The sequence below is a fragment of the Azospirillum sp. TSO5 genome (assembly GCF_003116065.1).
Classification (GTDB): domain Bacteria; phylum Pseudomonadota; class Alphaproteobacteria; order Azospirillales; family Azospirillaceae; genus Azospirillum.
Map to the genome: position 1 here is coordinate 25724 of NZ_LGQY01000108.1, position 19431 is coordinate 45154.

The window sequence follows — 19431 nt, forward strand, 5'->3', positions numbered from 1 at the left end:
CATCCATGTTGCGGGCACGTAACACGGATTCTCCGCAAATTCGCAATAAAAATTCCTGTTTGAGCCGCAACACGCCAGATCAATTCCGCATTGCAAAATCCCATGCACATGCTGTGCACATTCGCCGGGCAGTTGATGCGGAGCGCATCACTGCACCGCGGAAAATGCCCGGCGGGAAAGCGGTCAGGCCACGCGGTGCATTTCGTCCAGGAAACGCTGGACCTCGCGGGTCAGGCGGTCGGCCTCGGCGGCCATGCGTTCGGACGCGGCGAACACCTCGTGCGCGGTGCCGCTGGTGCGGCCGGCGGCGTCGGTGACCTCGCGGATGTCGTCAGACACCGCACGGGTGCCGGCGGCGGCCTGTTCCATGTTGACGACGATCTCGCGCACGGCGGAGCCCTGCTGCTCGATCCCGGCGCTGATGCCGGAAGCGATCTGGTTGATCGACTGGATGGTGCGGCCGATGCCGACGATGGCGCCCACCGCCTCCTCGGTTGAAGATTGGATGCCGGCGATCTGGGCGGCGATGTCGCCGGTGGCCTTGGCGGTCTGGTCGGCCAGCCGCTTCACCTCCTGCGCCACGACGGCGAACCCCTTCCCCGCCTCGCCGGCACGGGCCGCCTCGATGGTGGCGTTCAGCGCCAGAAGATTGGTCTGGCTGGCGATGTCGTTGATGAGGGTGATGACGTCGCCCACCGTCCGCGCCGCGCCGGACAGGTTGCCGACCAGCGCGTTGGAGCGCTCGGCCTCGCCCGCCGCGTTTTCCGCCACCTGGGCGACCTCGCCGATCTGGCGCGCGATCTCGGCGATGGAGGCGGACAGCTCCTCCGTCGCGGCGGCGACGCTGCCGACATTGCTGCCGGTCTGGGCGGCGGAGGCCGCGACCGACGACGCCTTGCCGGTGGCCTGGGTCGCGTCCGTCTCCATGGTGCGGGCGGAGACCTCCAGCTGGTGGGCGGTGTCGGCCACCTCGCTGCACACGCTCTGGATCTGGCCCTCGAAGCGCTGGGTCACGCCGGCGAAGCCCGTCACCTTCTGCGAGATGCTCTCGGTCGCCGCATTGATGGTGCGGCTGGCGTGCAGGAAGCCGCCCTGCATGCCGCGCAAAACGATCCGGCGGAAATATTTGTGTTCCGACACCGCGTGCATGGAGGCGGTCGCTTCGCGCACGAAGGCGTCGGTGCGGTCGATGGCGTCGTTGGTGGCGTGCATCAGCTCGCCCAGCGCCCCTCCCTCGCGGATGCCGATCACCCGCGCCTCGAAATCGCCGGCGGCGACCGCGCGGTTCACAAGGGTCAGCTGGTCCACCACCGCACAGGCGCGGCGCAGTAACAGCAGTGCCCCGCCGATCGCCGCCAGCCCGGCCACGGCCAGCCCGGCGCGCAGGGCGATGCCGCCGATCCCCAGAAGGTCAACCGTCAGCAACGCCGCCAGCGCCACCCCGCCCAGCATCGCCAAGCCGCCGGCCCGCGTCAGCGACGACGCCATGGGGGAGGACGCCTTGGGGGAGGACGACTTAGAGGGAGAAGACGAATTCGTCATACCCGATCCCCTTCTCCGCCAGCAGGGCGAGGACGGCGGCGAAGCCCGCCTCCATCCCCTTCTTGCGGTCGGCATGGCTGTTCTCGATGTCCAGAAGCTGGCGGTAGAGCGGGATCACCTTGTCCAGCGCCGCCCGTTCCGGCACCCGGCGGGAGGAGTGATAGCCGATCACCCGCCCTTCGGCGTCGAAGCTGGGCGTGACATGGGCGAAGACCCAGTAATGGTCCCCGTTGCGGGCGCGGTTGACCACATAGGCGAAGATTTCCTTGCCCGCCGCCAGCGTGTCCCACAGCAGCTTGAAGACGCAGCGCGGCATGTCGGGATGGCGGACGATGGAATGGGGGGCGCCCATCAGGTCGGCCTCCTCATAGCCGGCGACCTGCTGGAACACCCGGTTCGCGTAGGTGATCCGCCCCTTCAGATCGGTCTTGGAAACGATGACTTCATCCGGGTCGAAGAAGCGTTCCACCCCCGTCAGGGGGACGTCGCGTCGTGCCATGTGCCTTCCGGTCTCCCGCTTCCCAGACCCGCCCAGACCCGTGCGGTCCCGCCTGCGCTAAATCACGGCGAGAATCGGGCGGCAGGAACGGATTATTTCCGGATCGACATGCCACGCGATGCCCCGCACCGCGGGCGCCGTAACGAAAAGCACTTTAATGTGACGGAAGCTATCAGGAAAGACCCTACCCATTGCGGTGCCGAAATATTTGGGTGGCCATCATCCGGTCGGATGAAATCCACCTACTCCGGCGGATAGGGGATGGTCAGCAGCCGGCCGGCCGGCGGGTCGTCCACCGTGACCACCGTGCCGTCGGGCCAGCGCACCTCGACCTGCTCCACCTCATGCAGCGCGCCCAGCCCGAAATGCGCCACCGGCTCGCCCTGGCAGAGATAGCCGGACCCGGCATTGACGATCCGGCGCTGCCGGCGCCCGCCCGCGGTCAGGCTGACGACGGCGCCGCGCGCCGGCGCACCGTAGGGGGTCAGCGGCTGCACGCGCAGCCATCCATTGTGCGAGGCGGCCGGACGGTAGATGGACAGCGGCTGCGCCACGGCATCCGGTCCGTCATGGGCAGTGCCATGCGCCAGCACCAGCTCCAGACGGCCGTCGCCGTCGATGTCGGCCGCGACCGCGCCGGTGCCCAGCCCCTTCGGCTCCGCCGCGTCGCCCAACTCCAGCTCCTGCCACTGGTCGTTGCGCCAACCGAACAGGCGGTTGGGCTCGCCGTGGGCGTGGAAGAACAGCTCCTCATAGCCGTCATTGTCGAAATCGGCGGCGACGACGGTGAAGATGCGGCCGGGCATCGACAGATCAGCGCCGGCCGATTCGATGAAGGCGCCGCCCATGCGCTGGTGGAACAGGCGCTGCGCCCCGTCCCAGGTGCCGACCACCAGATCGAACAGCCCGTCGCCATCGACGTCCAGCGCCGCGACCCCGCGTCCGGACGGGCGCGAATCGGCGATGCCGCGCTCCTCGGCGATCTCCTCGAAATTGCCGTCGCCCAGGTTGCGGAACAGCTGGTTGGGGCCGCCGTCGTTCACCGTCACCACATCCATATGGTCGGAGACGATCGGCAGGGTGACGACGCCACGTGCCGCCCCGATGGAGTCCAGACCGGCCTCCTCCGCCCCATCCTCCAGCCGGCCGCGCCGGGTCAGCTCATAGAGGCGCAGCGGCCCGCCGTCGGTCGCCACCAGAAAGCCGTAGCGGCCATGTCCCCAGCGGTCGAGCGCCGCCACCGCGCCGGCGGCGGTGTGGTTGGCCGCCCCGGCATTCTCCGTCTGGGCGAACAGATCGAGCCAATGCTTGCCGAAACAGGCGAAGAGCCGGTCGGCCATGTCCTTGGCACCGGTGACGCGGTCGCAATTGACGACGTAAAGCTCCTCCCGCCCGTCGCCGTCGATGTCGGCGGCAGCCAGCCCCATGGCGGGACTGGAGGGATCGGCGATCAGCGGGGTGGCGATATCGACCAGACGGCCGTCGACCCATTTCAGGACAAGGTTGGCGGTGCGGTAGCCGGCCACGACCAGCTCGAAGGCGCCGTCGCCGTCGACGTCCGTGACCGCAATCCCGTTCGACGGCCGCGGCGGGTTCTCGGCGAGCAGCGACGAGCAATCGAGGAACATATGCACCCTCTTGTCCCGTGGTCGGTCCGCCCTCGCCGCCCGCAACAGGCCTTTGGAGCCATTGGGCTTTCGAGCGGTGTATCCCTGTTGATACCCCGTCCCCGCCCGGCCGTAAACCCGGACGGAGGATCAGGGACGGCCTATGCCCGATGCCGCAGCCCGGATCCAGGCCGGGCGGCCGTTTCCCCGGAAAGCAAAATCCCCCCGGCGCGGTGACGCCGGAGGGATTTCGCCAGAAGGATTTCGAATGCTCGAACGACGGGGGCGTTCAGATCCGCTTCTTCGCACCGGAGTTGCCGGCCGCACGCTTGGCCCCGGCATCGTCGTTGCCGGCCGGCTTTTCCGTCGCCTTTGCCGCCGCCGCGGCCTTGGCCTGCTCCCGCGCCGGCAGTTCGATGTTGACCTCCAGCGTAGAGCAGTCGCCGCCGCGGTCGAGCTTCACCTCGACCTTGTTCTCGTCGATGTTGACGTATTTGGCGATGACCGCCAGCAGCTCCTGCTGGAGCATCGGCAGATAGTCGGGTCCGCTGCGCCCGGCGCGCTCGTGCGCCATGACGATCTGCAGACGCTCCTTGGCCTGGACGGCCGATGCGCGCGGGGCCGCGCGGAAGAAGTTGAAAATGCTCATGCGCTCCTCCGCAGGAGCCGGCTGAACAGGCCCTTCTTCTGGGGGGTGACGAAGCGATGCTCGATGTCCTCGCCCAGGAAACGGCCGACCGCGTCCGAATAGGCGAGACCGGCGTTGGAGACCTCGTCCAGGATCACCGGCATGCCGACGTTGGAAGCGCGCAGCACCGCCTGGCTTTCCGGAATGACGCCGAGCAGCGGGATCGCCAGGATCTCCAGCACATCGTCGACTTTCAGCATCTCGCCCCGCTCGACGCGCTCCGGGTCGTAGCGGGTCAGCAGCAGCTGCTGCGTCACCGGCTCCAGCCCCTGCTCAGCCCGGCGCGAGCGCGAGTTCAGCACGCCCAGGATGCGGTCGCTGTCGCGCACCGACGAGACTTCCGGGTTGGTGACGATGATCGCGTGGTCGGCGAAATAGAGCGACATCAGGGCGCCGCGCTCGATACCGGCCGGGCTGTCGCACAGGATGTAGTCGAATTCCTTCGACAGCTCGTTCAGCACCTTCTCCACCCCCTCGCGGGTCAGCGCGTCCTTGTCGCGCGTCTGCGAGGTCGGGAGGATGTACAGGTTCTCGATCCGCTTGTCCTTGATCAGCGCCTGGTTCAGCTTCGCTTCGCCATTGATGACGTTGATGAAGTCGAAGACCACCCGGCGCTCGCAACCCATCACCAGGTCAAGGTTGCGCAGGCCAACGTCGAAATCGATGACGACCGTCTTGAAGCCGCGAAGCGCCAGCCCGGTCGCAAAGGCCGCGGACGAGGTCGTCTTGCCGACACCGCCCTTGCCGGAGGTCATGACGATGATCTTGCTCAACGGAGCCTCTCCCATAATCCCAAAGTTGCCTTCACCGATACCAAACATTGTCCGAAGATTGTCGCCTTCGGACAAGATTCCGTCGCTTCAACTCTCAGGCGGTCTTCAGCAGGTCCATGCTGAGGACGCCGTCGCGCAGGAAAACCTGCACGGCTTTCTTGTAAAAGTCACTGCCGATGTCTTCGCTGACACGATAATTGCCTGCGACCGATAGCACCTCCGCCTCCAGGCTGTGGCAGAAGATGCGGGCGTTGCTGTCGCCGGAGAAGCCGGCCAGCGCCCGGCCGCGCAGCGCACCGTAGACATGGATGTTTCCGTCGGCCAGCAGCTCCGCCCCCGGAGAGACGGAGCTGGTGACGATCAGGTCGGTCTTCTCGGCATAGACCCGCATGCCGGAGCGCACCGGCTCGGTCACCACCACGGTCGGGCGGTGGACGACCTCGATCAGCACCTGCGGCGCCGGAATCGGGGTCTGCCCCTGCTGTTGCGGGTCCTGCTGCCGCGGGTCGGGGGCCTTCACCACCTCTTCCAGCTTGGCGGCGCGGCCCGACGGCATCGGCGTCAGCCCGACCGTCATCGCCGCCTCGCGCACAGGCTGCGGCCCGCCCTGGAAGCCGACCGGCAGCAGTTGCAGCGCCTGCACCTGGGCCACGAAGGCGCCAAGATCGAAGACGATGTTCTCCGGCAGGTCGTCGAAATCCAGCACGACCGGCGCGTTGCGGAAGAAGTTGGGTGCCTGCCGCACCTTGACGTTCAGCTGGGTGAAGAAATCCGGCGATGTCGGGGCGAAAACCTTCAGCACCATCATGGTGAAGGAATTGCCCCGCAACTGGAACGGCGCATCCCGTTCGGCGACCTGACTGGCGCTGCTCACCGTAGCCTTCCCGTTCGTTCCTGCCGCCCCGTGCCGTGCTTCCGGTTCACTCATGCGCCCGGAACCGCCCCGGAACCGCCGTTGCGCAGCCCCGGCATCGAGCCAGCCAATCAGCGCCTTCTAGCCGTCCACACCGGTCGGATTCAAGAGTTTCCCCGTCCGCCGGGGTGACAATCGAAAGCCGCGCCGCCGCCTGCCGCCCTTGAGCGAACGCCAGGCAAACACCCACCCTCCCCGGCCACCGCCGGATGCGGCGACCTGGGATCGCAGCCCGCCACCGCGGTGGACAGGCCAGGGTTGCAACATGACTTTCGATTTCCCCCGTGACCGACTATAGTAATGAAAGCCCGCGACAGCGGCAAAGCCTTTCGGCCGCCTCCGCCGGAAGGCTATCCCGCGGCCGGTCCGCCTCGGCGGAAAGGGTTACCAACCCCGCCCTGGCGGCTTTCCTGCGGCACCCACACCACATCTGGTATGAATATTTTGCGTCGGCCGCAATTTTGCCTGACGCCGCGCGTTATGACCGGTACAGTCAGGTTGCGTGGCTTTCAACGACGACGAGGTTCTCTTGCACCTTGTTTCGCCCATAGAGCACCTCCCCCGTCGGCCCGCACCGGCATGTCCGGACCCGGCACGGCAACCGGCCGCAGTGCCCGGCGAAGCACTCATCACCGCGCATCCATGCGACCGATCGAGCCTCCCCCCTGCGGGAGGCTTTTTTGTGTCCAAATCCGGCGCCACCCCCACCATTCGAGGAGATGCGACATGGCCAAGCGTTCGAGCAAAGGCATCGCCGCGGCGGGCGACTCCACCGTCCACCCGCTTTTCCCCGGTATGAACGCCCCCGCCGCCTTCGGCTGGGATCCGCTCGGTGGGAGCGAGGATCGCCGCGACCAGAGCTATCTCCGCAAGGTGAAGCCGCAGAACCCCAACCAGAAGCTTCTGATGGACGCCATCAAGACGCACAATCTGGTGGTGGCGCTTGGGCCGGCCGGCACCGGCAAGACCTACATCGCCATCTCGTCGGCGGTGGAGGCGCTGGAATCGGGCAGCGTCGACCGCATCGTCCTGTCCCGCCCGGCCATCGAGGCGGGCGAGAGCATCGGTTACCTGCCCGGCGACATGCATGAGAAGATGGCGCCCTTCCTGCGCCCGCTCTACGACGCGCTGACCGACCGGTTGGGATCCAAGCGGCTGCGCACGATGATGGCCGACGGCACCATCGAGATCGCCCCGGTCGGCTTCATGCGCGGTCGTACCCTGAACAACGCCTTCGTGGTGATCGACGAGGCGCAGAACTGCACCTATGCCCAGATCAAGATGCTGCTGACCCGGCTGGGCTGGCATTCCACCATGGTGCTGACCGGCGATCCCGACCAGACCGACCTGCTGGACAACCTGTCCGGATTGGCCGACATCGCCCGCCGGCTGGAGGCGGTGGAGGGAATCGCCGTCGCCCGTCTGACGGAGAAGGACATCGTCCGCCACCCGCTGGTCGCCAGCATGCTGACGGTGCTCTGACGGTACGTCGTCGTCCCGTGGTTGTGCGGGAGGCGCGTTCGCGCCGCCTCCCGCACAATGCGGCCGCCCCTTTCGCGAGGCACACCCAACTATGGTTGCAATTATGACATTCCGTTGAACGTAACGTAAGATACGCAAACAATTCCGCTTGACGACCCGCTCTCATCCGGCAAAAGTCCACAAAATTTTAGGGACATCGCCGTCTCGTTGCCGGAGGGGGTTGCCGCCGTGACCGTTGCCTTGTTCGAACGCATCAGCATCAAGGGCAAGATCGCACTGATCCTGGCTGCGGCCTGCCTTGGGCTGATCCTGGTGGCCGTGGTCAGCCTGATCGGCCTGCGCGCGGAGATGATGGCCGATCGCCAGGACAAGACCCGCAACGTCGTCGAGGTCGCCCACAGCCTGATCGCCCATTTCGAGGCGCAGGAGCGCGCCGGCACCCTCCCCCGTGCCGAGGCGCAGGACAAGGCCAAGACCGCGCTGAAGGCCTTGCGCCACGATGGCGACGAGTATTTCTTCATCACCGACCTCGCCCCGCGTATGATCATGCATCCGATCAAGCCGGAGCTGGACGGCACCGACGTGTCGCGCAACGCCGATCCCAACGGCAAGCTGCTGTTCCAGGAGTTCGTCCGGGTGGTGAAGGCCGACGGCGCCGGCTTCGTCGACTATCTCTGGCCCAAGCCGGGATCGGCTCAACCGGTGGCGAAGCTGTCCTACGTGAAGGGTTTCGCCCCCTGGGGCTGGCTGATCGGGTCCGGCATCTACATCGACGACGTCGACGTCGCCTTCCGTCAGGCCGCGCTGAGGCTGGCCGGCACCGGACTGCTGATCGCGCTGGCGGCGGTGCTGCTGGCGCTGCTGGTCAGCCGGGCCATCGTCCGGCCGCTGGACGGGCTGGGCCACGTCATGCAGGACCTGGCCGGCGGCAACAGCGGGATCGCGGTGCCCGGCCTGAAACGCGGCGACGAGATCGGCGCCATGGCCCGCACGGTCGAAATCTTCCGCGTCCAGCAGATCGACCTCGCCGGCCATTGGGAGCGGCAGAAGATCGAGCATCGCGTGACCGAACAGCGCGCCCAGGCGTTGAAACGGCTGACCGACCGCTTCGACGCCACCATCGCCGAGACGATCCGCACCGTCGGCAGCGCCGTCGGCACGCTGGAGACCACCGCCCGCGCCCTGTCCGCCACCGCCGACCGCAACCGGCGCGAGGCGACCTCCGTCGCCAGCGCCTCGCAGCAGGCCTCCAGCAGCGTGCAGACCGTCGCTTCGGCGGCGGAGCAGCTGACCGGCTCCATCGCCGTGATCGGCGAGCAGGTGGTGACCTCCTCGGCCATCTCCACCCAGGCGGTGGAGGCGTCGCAGAAGGCGGGCGAGCGGATCGACGGGCTGGGCCAGGCCGCCCAGAAGATCGGCGAGGTGGCCGACCTGATCGCCGGCATCGCCGGGCAGACCAACCTGCTGGCGCTGAACGCCACCATCGAGGCGGCGCGCGCCGGCGAGATGGGCAAGGGCTTCGCCGTGGTCGCCGGCGAGGTGAAGACGCTGGCCAACCAGACCGCGAAGGCCACCGAGGAGATCGCCCGCCATATCGCCGACGTGCAGGAGGCGACGCGTGCCGCCGTCGCCGCCATCCGCGAGATCGGCACCATCGTCGCCCGCAGCGACGAGATCGGCACCTCGATCGCCGCCGCCGTCCAGCAGCAGGGCGCCGCCACCGGCGAGATCGCCCGCAGCGCCGGCGAGGCGGCGGAGGGCACCCGGCAGGTCTCCACCAGCATCGACGCCGTGTCCGGCGCAGCCCTGGAGACCGAACGGTCGGCCGACGCCCTGCTGGTAGCCGCCGGCGGTCTGTCGCAGCAGGCACAGGGGCTGCGCGGCATGGTCGATGCCTTCCTGGTCAATGTCGGGGCGATCAACTCCGCGCCGCTCACCGCCCTGCATGATGCGCCGTCGGAAGGGTCGGAGCTGTTCATGCCCTGGACCGACAGCCTTGCGGTGGGTGAGGAGGTGATCGACACCGACCACATGATTCTGATCGCCCTGATGAACGAGGCGGCCTCTCTCGCCCAGCAGGCCAAGGCCGGGCCGAAGGGGCGGGAGGGCGGCAACCGCCGGGCATTGGGCGAGGCCGTCGGCCGGCTGCTGGCCTACACCGTCCTGCATTTCGAGCAGGAGGAGCGGCTGATGGACCAGTGCGCCTACCCCGACATCACCGCCCACAAGGCTCAGCACGAGGCTCTGCGCACCCGTGCCGGCGAATTGCGCCGCCGTCTGGACGCCGGCGACTCCGTGGCGGACGAACTGCTGGCGCTGCTGCGCGAATGGCTGTTCGAGCATATCCAGCGCGCCGACAAGCGGATCGGCGAGCATCTGGCGGCAACGGGCCGCAACATGGAGGCGAAGGCGGCCTGACCGGAGCGTCGGCTAGGCGATGGCGCCGCACCCCCTTGACCTCGGCTGCGGACGGCCCCATTCCTGACGGACCATGAAGACACGAATCCTGCGCATCGCCGCCGCCTCCGTCCTCGCCATCGCCGTATCCGCCGGGATCGCCTGGTGGCAGGTGCGCAACGCCGCCACCACGGTGGAAAGCGGAACGAAGTCCGCCGTGCCGATCGGCGGTCCCTTCACGCTGACCGATCACACCGGCAAGCCGGTCACCGACGCCGACTTCCGCGGCAAGTATATGCTGATCTATTTCGGCTATACCTATTGCCCGGATGTCTGCCCGACCGAACTTGGGGTGATGACCCAGGCGCTCGACCAGCTGGGGCCGAAATCGGAGCAGGTCCAGCCGATTTTCATCACGATCGACCCGGACCGCGACACTGTGGCGCACATGAAGGACTATGTGAGCCTGTTCCACCCCCGGCTGGTCGGCCTGACCGGCACGCCGGAGCAGGTGCGGGAGGCGGCGCGCGCCTATCGCGTCTATTATGCCAAGGCGCCGCAAAAGGACGGAAAAGCCGACGACTACCTGATGGATCACTCCAGTTTTATTTACCTGATGGGGCCGGACGGTAAGTTCGTCGGGGTGTATCCCGGCGGTACCACCGCCGACAAGATCGTGCAGGATCTGTCGTCCCGCATCGCGGGCTGAATCAAGCGGACCGGGGGCGGACCGGCCCCGGACCGGGTGAAAAGCGGCGAAAAAACCCTGAAAAGCGGTCATACCACCGGGTTTTTTCGCATGCTGGAGCGGGACATCGCGCCGCACCGCGGCAAAATCCGCGAGTTTTCGGCCCTTTTCCTTATCTTTCAAAGACTTACACCACAGGTTTTGCGACTTGACAGGGTAACGCCCCGACCGTATGGTCTCGCCGCTTTCGCATGGCTGCGAGCCAAGAGTGATTGAGAGGCGGAATGAACAACAAATCGCCCCCCGATCCCTTGGATGACCTCGAAGCCCGGTTGCGTAAGGCGCGTGAGGGACAACGCGGCTGGTCGGGCGGACCCGGTAGCAAATACCACCGTCCGCCGCAGGGCGCTCTCGCCACCGCCTGGCGCATCGGGACTGAACTGGTTGCGGCCATGATCGTCGGCGTCGGCGGCGGGCTTCTGCTCGATCGCTGGCTCGGCACCGCGCCCTGGGGACTGATCGTCATGTTCTTCCTGGGGGCTGCGGCGGGAGTCCTGAACGTCTACCGGGCCGTCACCGGCTTCGGCATCGCCGCCGGCTACCGCCGGCCCACTGGGGACGACAACGAGCGCCAAGACGGCGACGCACACTGAGCGAGGACGACCTTGGATCCGCTGCACCAGTTCCAAATCAACCCGTTGTTCCAGATCGTGCTCGGCGGCTACGACGTGTCCTTCACGAACTCGGCCTTCTTCATGGTCGTGGCCGTGGCGGCGATCTACGCCCTGCTGGTCATGGGCGTGGCGAACAAGTCGATGGTTCCGGGCCGCCTGCAGTCGCTGGCCGAGATGTTCTACGAGTTCGTCGCGAACCTGGTGCGCGACAACGCCGGCCACGACGCCCGCCCCTATTTCCCGTTCGTGTTCTCGATCTTCATGTTCGTGCTGATCGGCAACATGATCGGCATGATCCCGTACACTTTCACCTTCACCAGCCACATCATCGTGACGTTTGCGCTGGCGGCGACGGTGTTCGTGTTCGTGACCATCCTGGCCCTGATGAAGCACGGCCTGCACTTCTTCTCCTTCTTCATGCCGCATGGCGCTCCGATCGCGCTCGCCCCGATCCTCATCCCGATCGAGGTGATCTCCTACGTGATGCGCCCCGTCAGCCTCTCGATCCGACTTTTCGCCAACATGATGGCGGGTCACACGATGCTGAAGGTCTTTGCCGGCTTCACGGTCATGATGATCAGCGGCATGGGCGCGCTGGGCTTCGTCACCGGCCTCGTTCCGCTGGCGATCAACGTCGCCCTGACCGGCTTCGAGTTCCTGGTGGCTTTCCTGCAAGCCTACGTCTTCTCGATCCTGACCTGCCTGTACATCCGCGACGCCCTGGAGCTGCACTAAGCCGCTCCCGGCGCTGGCCGGACCCTGAGTTCACCAAACAGTTCCAACAAGTTCACCCTTACCTAGAGGAAGAGAGTACTATGGATCCTCAAGCCGCCAAGTTCATCGGTGCCGGTCTTGCCGTTATCGCCCTCGCCGGTGTCGGCCTGGGTATCGGCAACATCTTCTCGACGCTGATCGGCTCGATCGCCCGCAACCCGGCCGTCCAGCCGAAGGTCTTCCCGATCGGCATTCTGGGCTTCGCGCTGACGGAAGCCGTCGCGCTGTTCGCCCTGCTGATCGCCTTCCTGATCCTGTTCGCCTAAGGCCAGAGCGGCTTTTTAAAAAAACAGCTCTGACGCGGCGCCGGGCTTCCTGATCGGAGTTTCGGCGCCGCTCCTTTGCCTAGGGGGACCGATCATGCCGAACCTGTTGGCCAAAGGCCGGCTGGCCCGCTGGTCGGGAGTGGCGGGCGCTTCGCTCGCTACCCTCACCACGATGGCCGGCACCGTCCTGGCGGCCGCGGCGGAGCACGCTCCGGACGCGGCGCACGGCGGCGAGCACGCTTCCGGCGGCCTGCCGCAGCTCAATCCCGCCAATTTCCCGACCCAGATCTTCTGGCTGGCTCTGACCTTCGGCGTTCTCTACTACCTCATGTCCAAGAAGGCGCTCCCGCGCGTGGCTGAGGTTCTGGAAGCGCGGCAGGAGCGCATCTCGCGCGATCTCGCCAAGGCCGCTCAGCTGAAGGAAGAGGCCGAGGCCATCCTGGCCCAGGTCGAGAAGTCCCTCGCCGGCGCCCGCAGCCAGGCCCAAGGCGTCATCGCCGAGGCCAGCGCCGAGATCGAGGCGAACAACCAGGCCCGTCAGGCCCAGCTGAACGCCGACATCTCCGAACGCCTGCGCAATGCCGAAGCCTCCATCGCCGCGGCGAAGGAACAGGCTCTGGCCAACATCCGCGCCGAGTCGACCGGCATCGTCCGCGACATCACCGGCCGTCTGGCCGGCGTCGAGGTCGATCAGGCCCAGGCGGATGCCGCCGTCGCGGCCGTGCTTGAGGAGCGCCGGGGATGAACGCACCTGAATTTTGGGTAGCAATCGCCTTCGTCATCTTCGTGGCCCTGGTCTGGAAGAAGGCGTCGGCTGCCATCGGCACCATGCTCGATGGCCGTGCCGAGCGCATCCGCTCCGAACTGGACGAGGCCGAGCGTCTCCACAAGGACGCACAGGCTCTGCTGAACGGCTACCAGAGCCGTCTGGCCGACGCCCAGAAGGAAGCGGAGGCCGTTCTGGCCCATGCCCGCGAGGAAGCCGCCCGCCTGCGCAGCCAGGCCGGCAGCGACCTCGAAGCGTCGCTGAAGCGTCGCGAGACCCAGGCCATGGACCGCATCGCCCAGGCGGAAGCCGCGGCGCTGGCCGAGGTCCGCAACCTGACGGTCGACATCGCCATCGGCGCCAGCAAGCGCGTCCTGTCCGGTGGCCTGCCCGCCGCCCAGGCCGACAAGCTGATTGAGCAGTCGATCGGCGAGTTGCCGAAGCATCTGCACTGATCGGTCCCCCGATCGGTCAACCGGGTTCCGCGGCAGCGATTGTTGCAGCGTGGACAACGGACTTTAGAAAAACCCCGGCCTATGCGCCGGGGTTTTTCTTTGCTCGAATGGAACGGTCGCCACTCCTCCTCTGCCCTCCCCTATCGCCCGGCCGGAGTTCCGTTCACCGATGTCCGATATCAACCCGCTTCCTGCCCCACTCCCGTCCGTGTTCGTTTCCCACGGCGCCCCCACGCTGATCCTGGAGACCAGCGCCGGACGCGACTTCCTGGCCGGGTTGGGCCGCAGGCTTGGACGCCCGAGCGCAATCCTCGCGGTTTCGGCCCATTGGACCACCCGGGTGCCGGCGGTCAGCGGAGCGACGGCGCCGGAGACCGTCCACGACTTCTATGGATTCCCCGATGCGCTCTACCGCATGCGCTACCCGGCACCGGGCGCACCGGCGCTGGCCGGGCGGGTGGCGGAGCTGACCGGAGCCGTCGTCGATCCGTCGCAGGGGCTGGATCACGGCGCCTGGGTCCCGCTGATGCTGATGTATCCCGAGGCCGATATCCCGGTGGCGCAGCTGTCGGTGATGCCCGGCCGCAGCGCCGCCGACCACATCGCTCTCGGCCGGGCGCTCGCCCCATTGCGGCGGGAGGGCGTGCTGATCCTCGCCAGCGGCGGCGCGGTGCACAACCTGCGGGAGTTCCGCTTCGGCGGCACCAGCGCCGCCCCCTGGGCGACCGGCTTCGCCGGCTGGCTGGACAGGACGCTGGAGGCCGGCGATGCCGAAGCGCTCGGCAATTGGCTCGACGCCAGTCCGGACGCCCGCCGCGCCCATCCGACGGACGAACATTTCCTGCCGCTGCCGGTGGCTCTCGGCGCCGCCGGGGCTCGGCCGAGGACCGAGCGGCTGCATGCCGGCTTCGAACATGGCAGCCTGGGCATGCATGCCTACGCGTTCTCCTCCCCCGACACCGATGCCGCCTGATCTTTGGCGGTACTCCGTCGCACACTTGTCTGTTTGCCTGAGGGGATAGCCAAGCTACAATCCGCGCCGCGCGGCGACCGGCCGCTCATTGGTTGTGGCCGGTCGGACGCGGGAATCGTCAGGCACAGCGCGAGCGGGAGTCGGTGTGAAGCGGAACGGCATTCTGTCCCGGAGCGGCCGCCGGACCCGATTCCGCGACATGACCGTGTCGGCGCGGGTGGGCGCGGGCTTCGGCATCGCGCTTGGGCTGGTGGTCCTGCTGGCCCTGGTCGGGCTCAGCTGGTTTTACGCGGTGTCACGCGACATCGGCGCCTTCTCCGGCCGCGCCGACCTGTCCCAGGTCGCGGCCGACGCAGACGTCAGCCTGCGCGACCTGGAGGTCGCGGTGCGCGACCATCTGACCTACGGCGACGACCAGAGCCTCCTCGACGCCTCGTGGCGGCACGACACGCTGCGCGAGCGGCTCGACGCGCTGGCCAAGGGCGTGGTGGAGACGGCGGATCGGCAGGGCGTCGACAAGGCCCGCGCCGCGCTGGAGGATTATTGGGCGGCGGTGCAGAAGCTGATCGCCCTGCGCGGCGACCGCAACGGCCAGATGACCGGCGTTCTGGAACCTCTGGTCGCCGAGACCCGCCAGAAGCTTAACCAGCTCAAGAATGCCGGCGGGGTCGATTCGACCGCGCTTGCCAGCGACGCCGCCATCGCCACCCTGCTGATGCAGGAGCATCTGACCCGCTATATCGACCGCCGCGATCCCCAGGATGCCGAGGCGATGCGCGCCCAGCTGGCTGTCGCCCGTGACCGGCTGGCGGAGATGAACCGCTACCTGTGGGTGCCCGGCACCAAGCAGGCCATCGACGAGGTGACCGCCCTGCTGGCGAAGGCGGGCGGTGTGCTGACGGCCATCGAATCCTCGGTGGTCGAGGAAGACAATCTGCGCGCCGAGGCGATGGCGGCCAACGCGGCCGGCATCGCAGCCAATCTGGGCGAGATCCGCCGGCGGGCGGAGGCCGGCACCCAGGCTCTGCGCGGCACGCTGGGCAACGGCCTGTCCGGCTACACCAACGTCGCGCTATGGATCGGCGGCCTGATCCTGCTGGCCGGGCTCGTCGCGCTGTGGCTGGTCCAGCGCAGCGTCGCGGTTCCGGTCAGGACGATGGCGAACGCGGTGACGGCGCTGGCCGCCGGCCGCACCGATGTCACCCTGCCGGCGCTGACCGGCCAGGACGAGATCGCCGCCATGGCCCGCGCGGTGGAAGCGCTGCGCGGCACCGCCGAGGACACTGACCGCGAGCGTCGCGAGGCGGAGGTCGAACACACCCGCCTGCTGCGCGAGAAGGCGATGGCCGAGGCCGCCAGCCGGGCCAAGAGCGACTTCCTGGTCAATATGGGCCACGAACTGCACGGGCCGCTGACCGAGATCGTCAATGCCAGCCAAACGCTAATGACCGACCTGCACCGGCTGGGCGTCGACGAGCTGGCGACCGACGTCGAGCATATCCAGTGGACCGGCGAGCAGCTGACGACCCTGGTCGACGCCATCCTCGATTACGCCAAGGTCGAGGCCGGGGCGATGGATGTCTGTCTGCAGGATTTCGACATCAACCGGTTGCTGACCGAGGCGCGCGAACGGTCGATGCCGGCTGCCGACCTCTACGGCAATGCGCTGGACCTGTCGGCGCCGGGCGGACTCGGCCAGATGCATTCCGACTTCACCAAGGTGCGGCAGACCCTGCTGAACCTGCTGGACAATGCCTGCAAGTTCACCCAGGACGGGACGGTGACCCTGTCGGCCGAGAGGGTGGAACGCGAGGGCGCCCGCTGGTACCGCTTCACCGTCGCCGACACCGGCCGTGGCTTCCCCACCGCCCAGACCGGCCGGCTGTTCCAGCCCTTCGTCCAAGGCGCCGGCAACGGCGCGGTGGCGACGCGCGGCCAGGGCAAACCGCGCGGCGCCGGGCTGGGGCTGACGCTGGTCGGGCACTACACCGCCATGCTAGGCGGCGACATCGAGGTGGCGAGCGAACCCGGCCAGGGCACCCGCATCACCATCGCCCTGCCCGCCGTCTATGAACCGCCGGCGGAAGAGCGTCCGCTGCAGGTGGAAGCGGTCGGCAACGCCAAGCCGCTGCTGCGCGTCGCCAGCCTCAAGCCGGCCGGGCATCTCGCCACCAGCGCGTCAATGACGCAGATCGGACCGTAACCGGGCGCGCGGATCAGTAGCGGGGGCGTGCGGTGTCTTCCGGCGCGTCGCCGTCGTCGATCGGCTGGCCGTATTTCATCCGCCGCATCTTCTCCGCCACCCGCGCGATCTCGTCGGCCGGCAAAATCACAGGTTCGCCGAACTGCTGAGCAAAGAGATACTGGCGGGCCAGCGTCTCCACCTCGACCGCCAGCGACAGGGCGGACTGCACAGTGGTGCCCAGCACGATCATGCCGTGATTGGCCAGCAGGCAGGCCAGCCGCCCCTCCAGCGCCGCCAGCGCGTGGTCGGACAGCTCCTGTGTGCCGAAGGTGGCGTAGGGCGCGCAGCGGATCGAATCGCCGCCGGCCAGCGCCACCATGTAATGGAAGGACGGAATGCCGCGGCCATGCACCGCCAGCGCGGTGGCAAAGGTCGGGTGGGCGTGGAGGACGACCGTCACGTCGGGCCGCGCCCGTAGGATATCGCGGTGGATACGCCATTCCGACGAGGGGCGGCGGCTGCCGAGATAGGTGCCGTCGAAGCCCATCTCGACGATGTCGGCCGGAGCCATGGCGTCATAGGGCATGCTGGTCGGCGTGACGAGAAAGCCGCCGTCGATCCGGTGCGACAGGTTCCCCGACATGCCCTGGTTGACGCCCAGCCGGTTCATGGCGAGGCAGCCGTCGATCACGGCTTGGCGTTCGGCAAGGTGGTTGGTCATGGCGGGCGCATCCGGGATGGTGGGAGCGCCAAGGGGGCCATGGAGTGCGGAAAGGGTCAAGGGGGACGACGAACCCATCCCCCCACAAAGCCCCCTACTCCGCCGGCGTACCGTGGTGGCCGTGGCGCACCTTCTCGCCGGTGACCTCCTCGACCCACAGCGAGTGGTGCTCGCGCGCCCATTGCAGTTCGACCTGACCGTCTCCCATGGCGTCGAAGGCGCCTTCCATGCCGATGGAGCCGATGTAGATGTGCGCCAGGATGATGGCAATCATGATAACAGCAATGGCGGCATGGGCCAGTTGGTAGAGCTGCAGCTCCTCCAGCGTGGCGAAGCTGAAGGGGAAGACCAGTTGCACGCCGGTGAAGCCGAGCGCAGCACCGCCGACGACGGTGGACCAGAAGATGACCTTCTGGCCGCCGTTGAACTTGTGTGCCGGCGGGTGGACGCCCTTGGAAAACAGGCCGCCCGCCTTCAGGAACCATGTCAGGTCATGGCGCGAGGGGATGTTGTGCCCGACCCACATGACGAAGATCAGCACCACGCCCAGGATGAAGGCGAAGCCGAGGAAATTGTGCGCCAGCTTGCCATAATGGGTCAGGGCGGCGAATGGCTCCGGTCCGATCAGCGGCAGCAGCGTGAACCGGCCGTAGAGAACATTCAGCCCGGAGATGGCGAGCACGACGAAGCTGCCGGCGGTCATCCAATGCACACCACGCTCGAAGGCGTTGAAGCGCTGGATGGTTCGGCCGGTCTTCTGACCGTCGATGCGGATGCGCCCGCGAACCAGGAAGAACAGCGCCAACAGGGCCAGGATGCCGCCCAGCACCCAGGAGCCATACTGGCTGAGCGGTCCGTTGCGCACGGCACGCCACGCCTCGCCTTCCGACTGGATCAGGACGCCGGCCTGCTTGTTGGGGATCGAGACGGTGCCCTGTTCCCCCAGCCGGATGCCGTGCCAGGTGTCGCCCAAGCTCTGGCCCGGGATCTGTGTCGGCACCAGCGGACCGTCACGGTCGACCTGCTGCTCCGCCACCGGCCCGCCTACGCGGACACTGGACTGGGCGGCGGCCGGCAGCGCGACGCTGCTGGCAAACCCGATCCCGAGCAGCAGAGCGGCAAGAGCCGACTTCATGCGATGACCTTCCATCGGACGCTCCCTATCGCACAGCCTGATAGGCGGTGCGCTGTTGCAGCGCCCGCACCTGCTCGGCGGTCAGCGGCGTGTCGGCCGCGCCCTGGTAGACACCCTTGTCGAGATGGACCGGGCGCGGCGCCCCGTCCTCCTGGCAACCGGCCAGCAGGATCGCGGCGCCGAACGCCAGCAGGACGAGGCGCGTCACCGTCACAGCCCCTGCTTCTGCACCGGCGGGCCGCCGGCCGGACCGCCGGTGCCCTGGAACAGCGAACCGCCGGGCTGGCCGCGCTCCTGACCGGACTTGGTCTGGTAGGCGGTGCCCCAGCCCCAGGCGCCGGAGCCGAAACCGCGGGCGGCCACGCGCTCGCGGTAGATGTCCGACACCACGTTGGCGTCACCGGCCAGCAGCGCCTTGGTCGAGCACATCTCGGCGCAGAGCGGCAGCTTGCCTTCGGCCAGACGGTTGCGGCCGTACTTCTTGAACTCCGCCTCCGAATTGTCGGCCTCCGGACCACCCGAGCAGAAGGTGCACTTGTCCATCTTGCCGCGGGTGCCGAAGTTGCCGGCCTGCGGATATTGCGGCGCGCCGAACGGGCAGGCGTAGAAGCAATAGCCGCAGCCGATGCACAGGTCCTTGTTGTGCAGGACCACGCCCTCGGCGGTCTGATAGAAGCAGTCGACCGGGCAGACCGCCTTGCAGGGCGCGTCGGAGCAATGCATGCAGGCGACCGAGATCGTCCGCTCCCCCGGCTTGCCGTCATTGATGGTGACGACGCGGCGGCGGTTGATGCCCCAGGGAACCTCGTTCTCGTTCTTGCAGGCGGTGACGCAGGCGTTGCACTCGATGCAGCGCTCGGCGTCGCACAGGAATTTCATCCGGGCCATGGTTC

At 67.6% G+C, this 19431-nt stretch carries 19 protein-coding genes and 1 pseudogene; 10 read left to right on the forward strand and 10 right to left on the reverse strand.

Going from position 1 to position 19431, the window contains the following annotated elements; translation table 11 throughout:
• Positions 1-183: 183 nt before the first annotated feature.
• The 6 genes and pseudogenes from TSO5_RS33730 to minC form a co-directional block, all read right to left on the reverse strand.
• A complete protein-coding gene (locus TSO5_RS33730) occupies positions 184-1488 on the reverse strand; it encodes a methyl-accepting chemotaxis protein (protein ID WP_282183531.1) in 1305 nt (434 codons plus the stop codon).
• A 28-nt stretch (positions 1489-1516) separates the two neighbouring features.
• On the reverse strand, positions 1517-2041 hold the full coding sequence (locus TSO5_RS24420; RefSeq protein ID WP_109154064.1) for a PAS domain-containing protein: 525 nt from the start codon (positions 2039-2041) through the stop codon (positions 1517-1519).
• A 242-nt stretch (positions 2042-2283) separates the two neighbouring features.
• A complete protein-coding gene (locus tag TSO5_RS24425; RefSeq protein ID WP_109154065.1) occupies positions 2284-3669 on the reverse strand; it encodes a CRTAC1 family protein in 1386 nt (461 codons plus the stop codon).
• Positions 3670-4048: 379 nt separating this feature from the next.
• A pseudogene (gene minE, locus TSO5_RS24430) lies at positions 4049-4297 on the reverse strand (cell division topological specificity factor MinE); the annotation flags it as partial.
• Positions 4294-5109, reverse strand: coding sequence for a septum site-determining protein MinD (gene minD / locus TSO5_RS24435; RefSeq protein ID WP_085088446.1), 816 nt, complete (start codon positions 5107-5109; stop codon positions 4294-4296). The gene minD and the pseudogene minE, both read right to left, overlap by 4 nt.
• A gap of 94 nt (positions 5110-5203) precedes the next feature.
• Positions 5204-5983: a septum site-determining protein MinC gene (gene minC / locus TSO5_RS24440; protein ID WP_109154067.1), complete on the reverse strand. Its 780-nt coding sequence runs from the start codon at positions 5981-5983 to the stop codon at positions 5204-5206.
• Positions 5984-6748: 765 nt separating this feature from the next.
• On the opposite strand from minC, the gene TSO5_RS24445 reads away from it, so the two are divergent.
• From TSO5_RS24445 to TSO5_RS24490, 10 genes are all read left to right on the forward strand, one after another.
• Positions 6749-7504, forward strand: coding sequence for a PhoH family protein (locus TSO5_RS24445; protein ID WP_109154068.1), 756 nt, complete (start codon positions 6749-6751; stop codon positions 7502-7504).
• A gap of 228 nt (positions 7505-7732) precedes the next feature.
• Positions 7733-9922: a bacteriohemerythrin gene (locus TSO5_RS24450; RefSeq protein WP_109154069.1), complete on the forward strand. Its 2190-nt coding sequence runs from the start codon at positions 7733-7735 to the stop codon at positions 9920-9922.
• 73 nt (positions 9923-9995) lie between these two features.
• Positions 9996-10610, forward strand: a complete 615-nt coding sequence (locus tag TSO5_RS24455) for an SCO family protein (protein ID WP_109154070.1) — start codon at positions 9996-9998, stop codon at positions 10608-10610.
• A gap of 263 nt (positions 10611-10873) precedes the next feature.
• On the forward strand, positions 10874-11242 hold the full coding sequence (locus tag TSO5_RS24460) for an AtpZ/AtpI family protein (protein WP_109154071.1): 369 nt from the start codon (positions 10874-10876) through the stop codon (positions 11240-11242).
• A gap of 12 nt (positions 11243-11254) precedes the next feature.
• Entirely contained in the window at positions 11255-11998 is a 744-nt protein-coding gene (locus tag TSO5_RS24465; RefSeq protein ID WP_109154072.1) for a F0F1 ATP synthase subunit A, read from the forward strand.
• 80 nt (positions 11999-12078) lie between these two features.
• Positions 12079-12303: an ATP synthase subunit C family protein gene (locus tag TSO5_RS24470; protein WP_012973363.1), complete on the forward strand. Its 225-nt coding sequence runs from the start codon at positions 12079-12081 to the stop codon at positions 12301-12303.
• A gap of 94 nt (positions 12304-12397) precedes the next feature.
• Positions 12398-13048, forward strand: a complete 651-nt coding sequence (locus TSO5_RS24475) for an ATPase (RefSeq protein ID WP_109154073.1) — start codon at positions 12398-12400, stop codon at positions 13046-13048.
• On the forward strand, positions 13045-13524 hold the full coding sequence (locus tag TSO5_RS24480) for a F0F1 ATP synthase subunit B (RefSeq protein WP_109154074.1): 480 nt from the start codon (positions 13045-13047) through the stop codon (positions 13522-13524). Before TSO5_RS24475 ends, TSO5_RS24480 begins: the two co-directional genes overlap by 4 nt.
• 169 nt (positions 13525-13693) lie before the next feature.
• The gene (locus TSO5_RS24485; RefSeq protein WP_109154075.1) at positions 13694-14497 is read left to right on the forward strand and encodes a class III extradiol ring-cleavage dioxygenase; all 804 of its coding nucleotides are present in this window, start codon (positions 13694-13696) and stop codon (positions 14495-14497) included.
• A gap of 199 nt (positions 14498-14696) precedes the next feature.
• Positions 14697-16700, forward strand: a complete 2004-nt coding sequence (locus tag TSO5_RS24490; protein ID WP_247870949.1) for a HAMP domain-containing sensor histidine kinase — start codon at positions 14697-14699, stop codon at positions 16698-16700.
• 13 nt (positions 16701-16713) lie between these two features.
• On the opposite strand, the gene TSO5_RS24495 is transcribed toward TSO5_RS24490, so the two are convergent.
• The 4 genes from TSO5_RS24495 to fdh3B all read right to left on the reverse strand — a co-directional run bounded on the left by TSO5_RS24495 (position 16714) and on the right by fdh3B (position 19426).
• Entirely contained in the window at positions 16714-17403 is a 690-nt protein-coding gene (locus TSO5_RS24495; protein ID WP_109154077.1) for a class II aldolase/adducin family protein, read from the reverse strand.
• A gap of 94 nt (positions 17404-17497) precedes the next feature.
• Positions 17498-18538, reverse strand: a complete 1041-nt coding sequence (locus tag TSO5_RS24500) for a formate dehydrogenase subunit gamma (RefSeq protein ID WP_247870950.1) — start codon at positions 18536-18538, stop codon at positions 17498-17500.
• 25 nt (positions 18539-18563) lie between these two features.
• Entirely contained in the window at positions 18564-18746 is a 183-nt protein-coding gene (locus TSO5_RS24505) for a hypothetical protein (RefSeq protein ID WP_136705271.1), read from the reverse strand.
• A 2-nt stretch (positions 18747-18748) separates the two neighbouring features.
• The gene (fdh3B, locus tag TSO5_RS24510) at positions 18749-19426 is read right to left on the reverse strand and encodes a formate dehydrogenase FDH3 subunit beta (protein ID WP_109154080.1); all 678 of its coding nucleotides are present in this window, start codon (positions 19424-19426) and stop codon (positions 18749-18751) included.
• Positions 19427-19431: the final 5 nt, after the last annotated feature.

Excerpts from the sequence above, each read along its gene's own strand:
- TSO5_RS33730 (WP_282183531.1), bottom strand. The coding sequence starts at position 1,488 with ATGGCGTCGTCGCTGACGCGGGCCGGCGGCTTGGCGATGCTGGGCGGG.
- TSO5_RS24420 (WP_109154064.1), bottom strand. The coding sequence starts at position 2,041 with ATGGCACGACGCGACGTCCCCCTGACGGGGGTGGAACGCTTCTTCGAC.
- TSO5_RS24425 (WP_109154065.1), bottom strand. The coding sequence starts at position 3,669 with ATGTTCCTCGATTGCTCGTCGCTGCTCGCCGAGAACCCGCCGCGGCCG.
- TSO5_RS24445 (WP_109154068.1), top strand. The coding sequence starts at position 6,749 with ATGGCCAAGCGTTCGAGCAAAGGCATCGCCGCGGCGGGCGACTCCACC.
- TSO5_RS24455 (WP_109154070.1), top strand. The coding sequence starts at position 9,996 with ATGAAGACACGAATCCTGCGCATCGCCGCCGCCTCCGTCCTCGCCATC.
- TSO5_RS24460 (WP_109154071.1), top strand. The coding sequence starts at position 10,874 with ATGAACAACAAATCGCCCCCCGATCCCTTGGATGACCTCGAAGCCCGG.
- TSO5_RS24470 (WP_012973363.1), top strand. The coding sequence starts at position 12,079 with ATGGATCCTCAAGCCGCCAAGTTCATCGGTGCCGGTCTTGCCGTTATC.
- TSO5_RS24475 (WP_109154073.1), top strand. The coding sequence starts at position 12,398 with ATGCCGAACCTGTTGGCCAAAGGCCGGCTGGCCCGCTGGTCGGGAGTG.
- TSO5_RS24480 (WP_109154074.1), top strand. The coding sequence starts at position 13,045 with ATGAACGCACCTGAATTTTGGGTAGCAATCGCCTTCGTCATCTTCGTG.
- TSO5_RS24485 (WP_109154075.1), top strand. The coding sequence starts at position 13,694 with ATGTCCGATATCAACCCGCTTCCTGCCCCACTCCCGTCCGTGTTCGTT.
- TSO5_RS24490 (WP_247870949.1), top strand. The coding sequence starts at position 14,697 with ATGACCGTGTCGGCGCGGGTGGGCGCGGGCTTCGGCATCGCGCTTGGG.
- TSO5_RS24495 (WP_109154077.1), bottom strand. The coding sequence starts at position 17,403 with ATGACCAACCACCTTGCCGAACGCCAAGCCGTGATCGACGGCTGCCTC.
- TSO5_RS24500 (WP_247870950.1), bottom strand. The coding sequence starts at position 18,538 with ATGAAGTCGGCTCTTGCCGCTCTGCTGCTCGGGATCGGGTTTGCCAGC.
- fdh3B (WP_109154080.1), bottom strand. The coding sequence starts at position 19,426 with ATGGCCCGGATGAAATTCCTGTGCGACGCCGAGCGCTGCATCGAGTGC.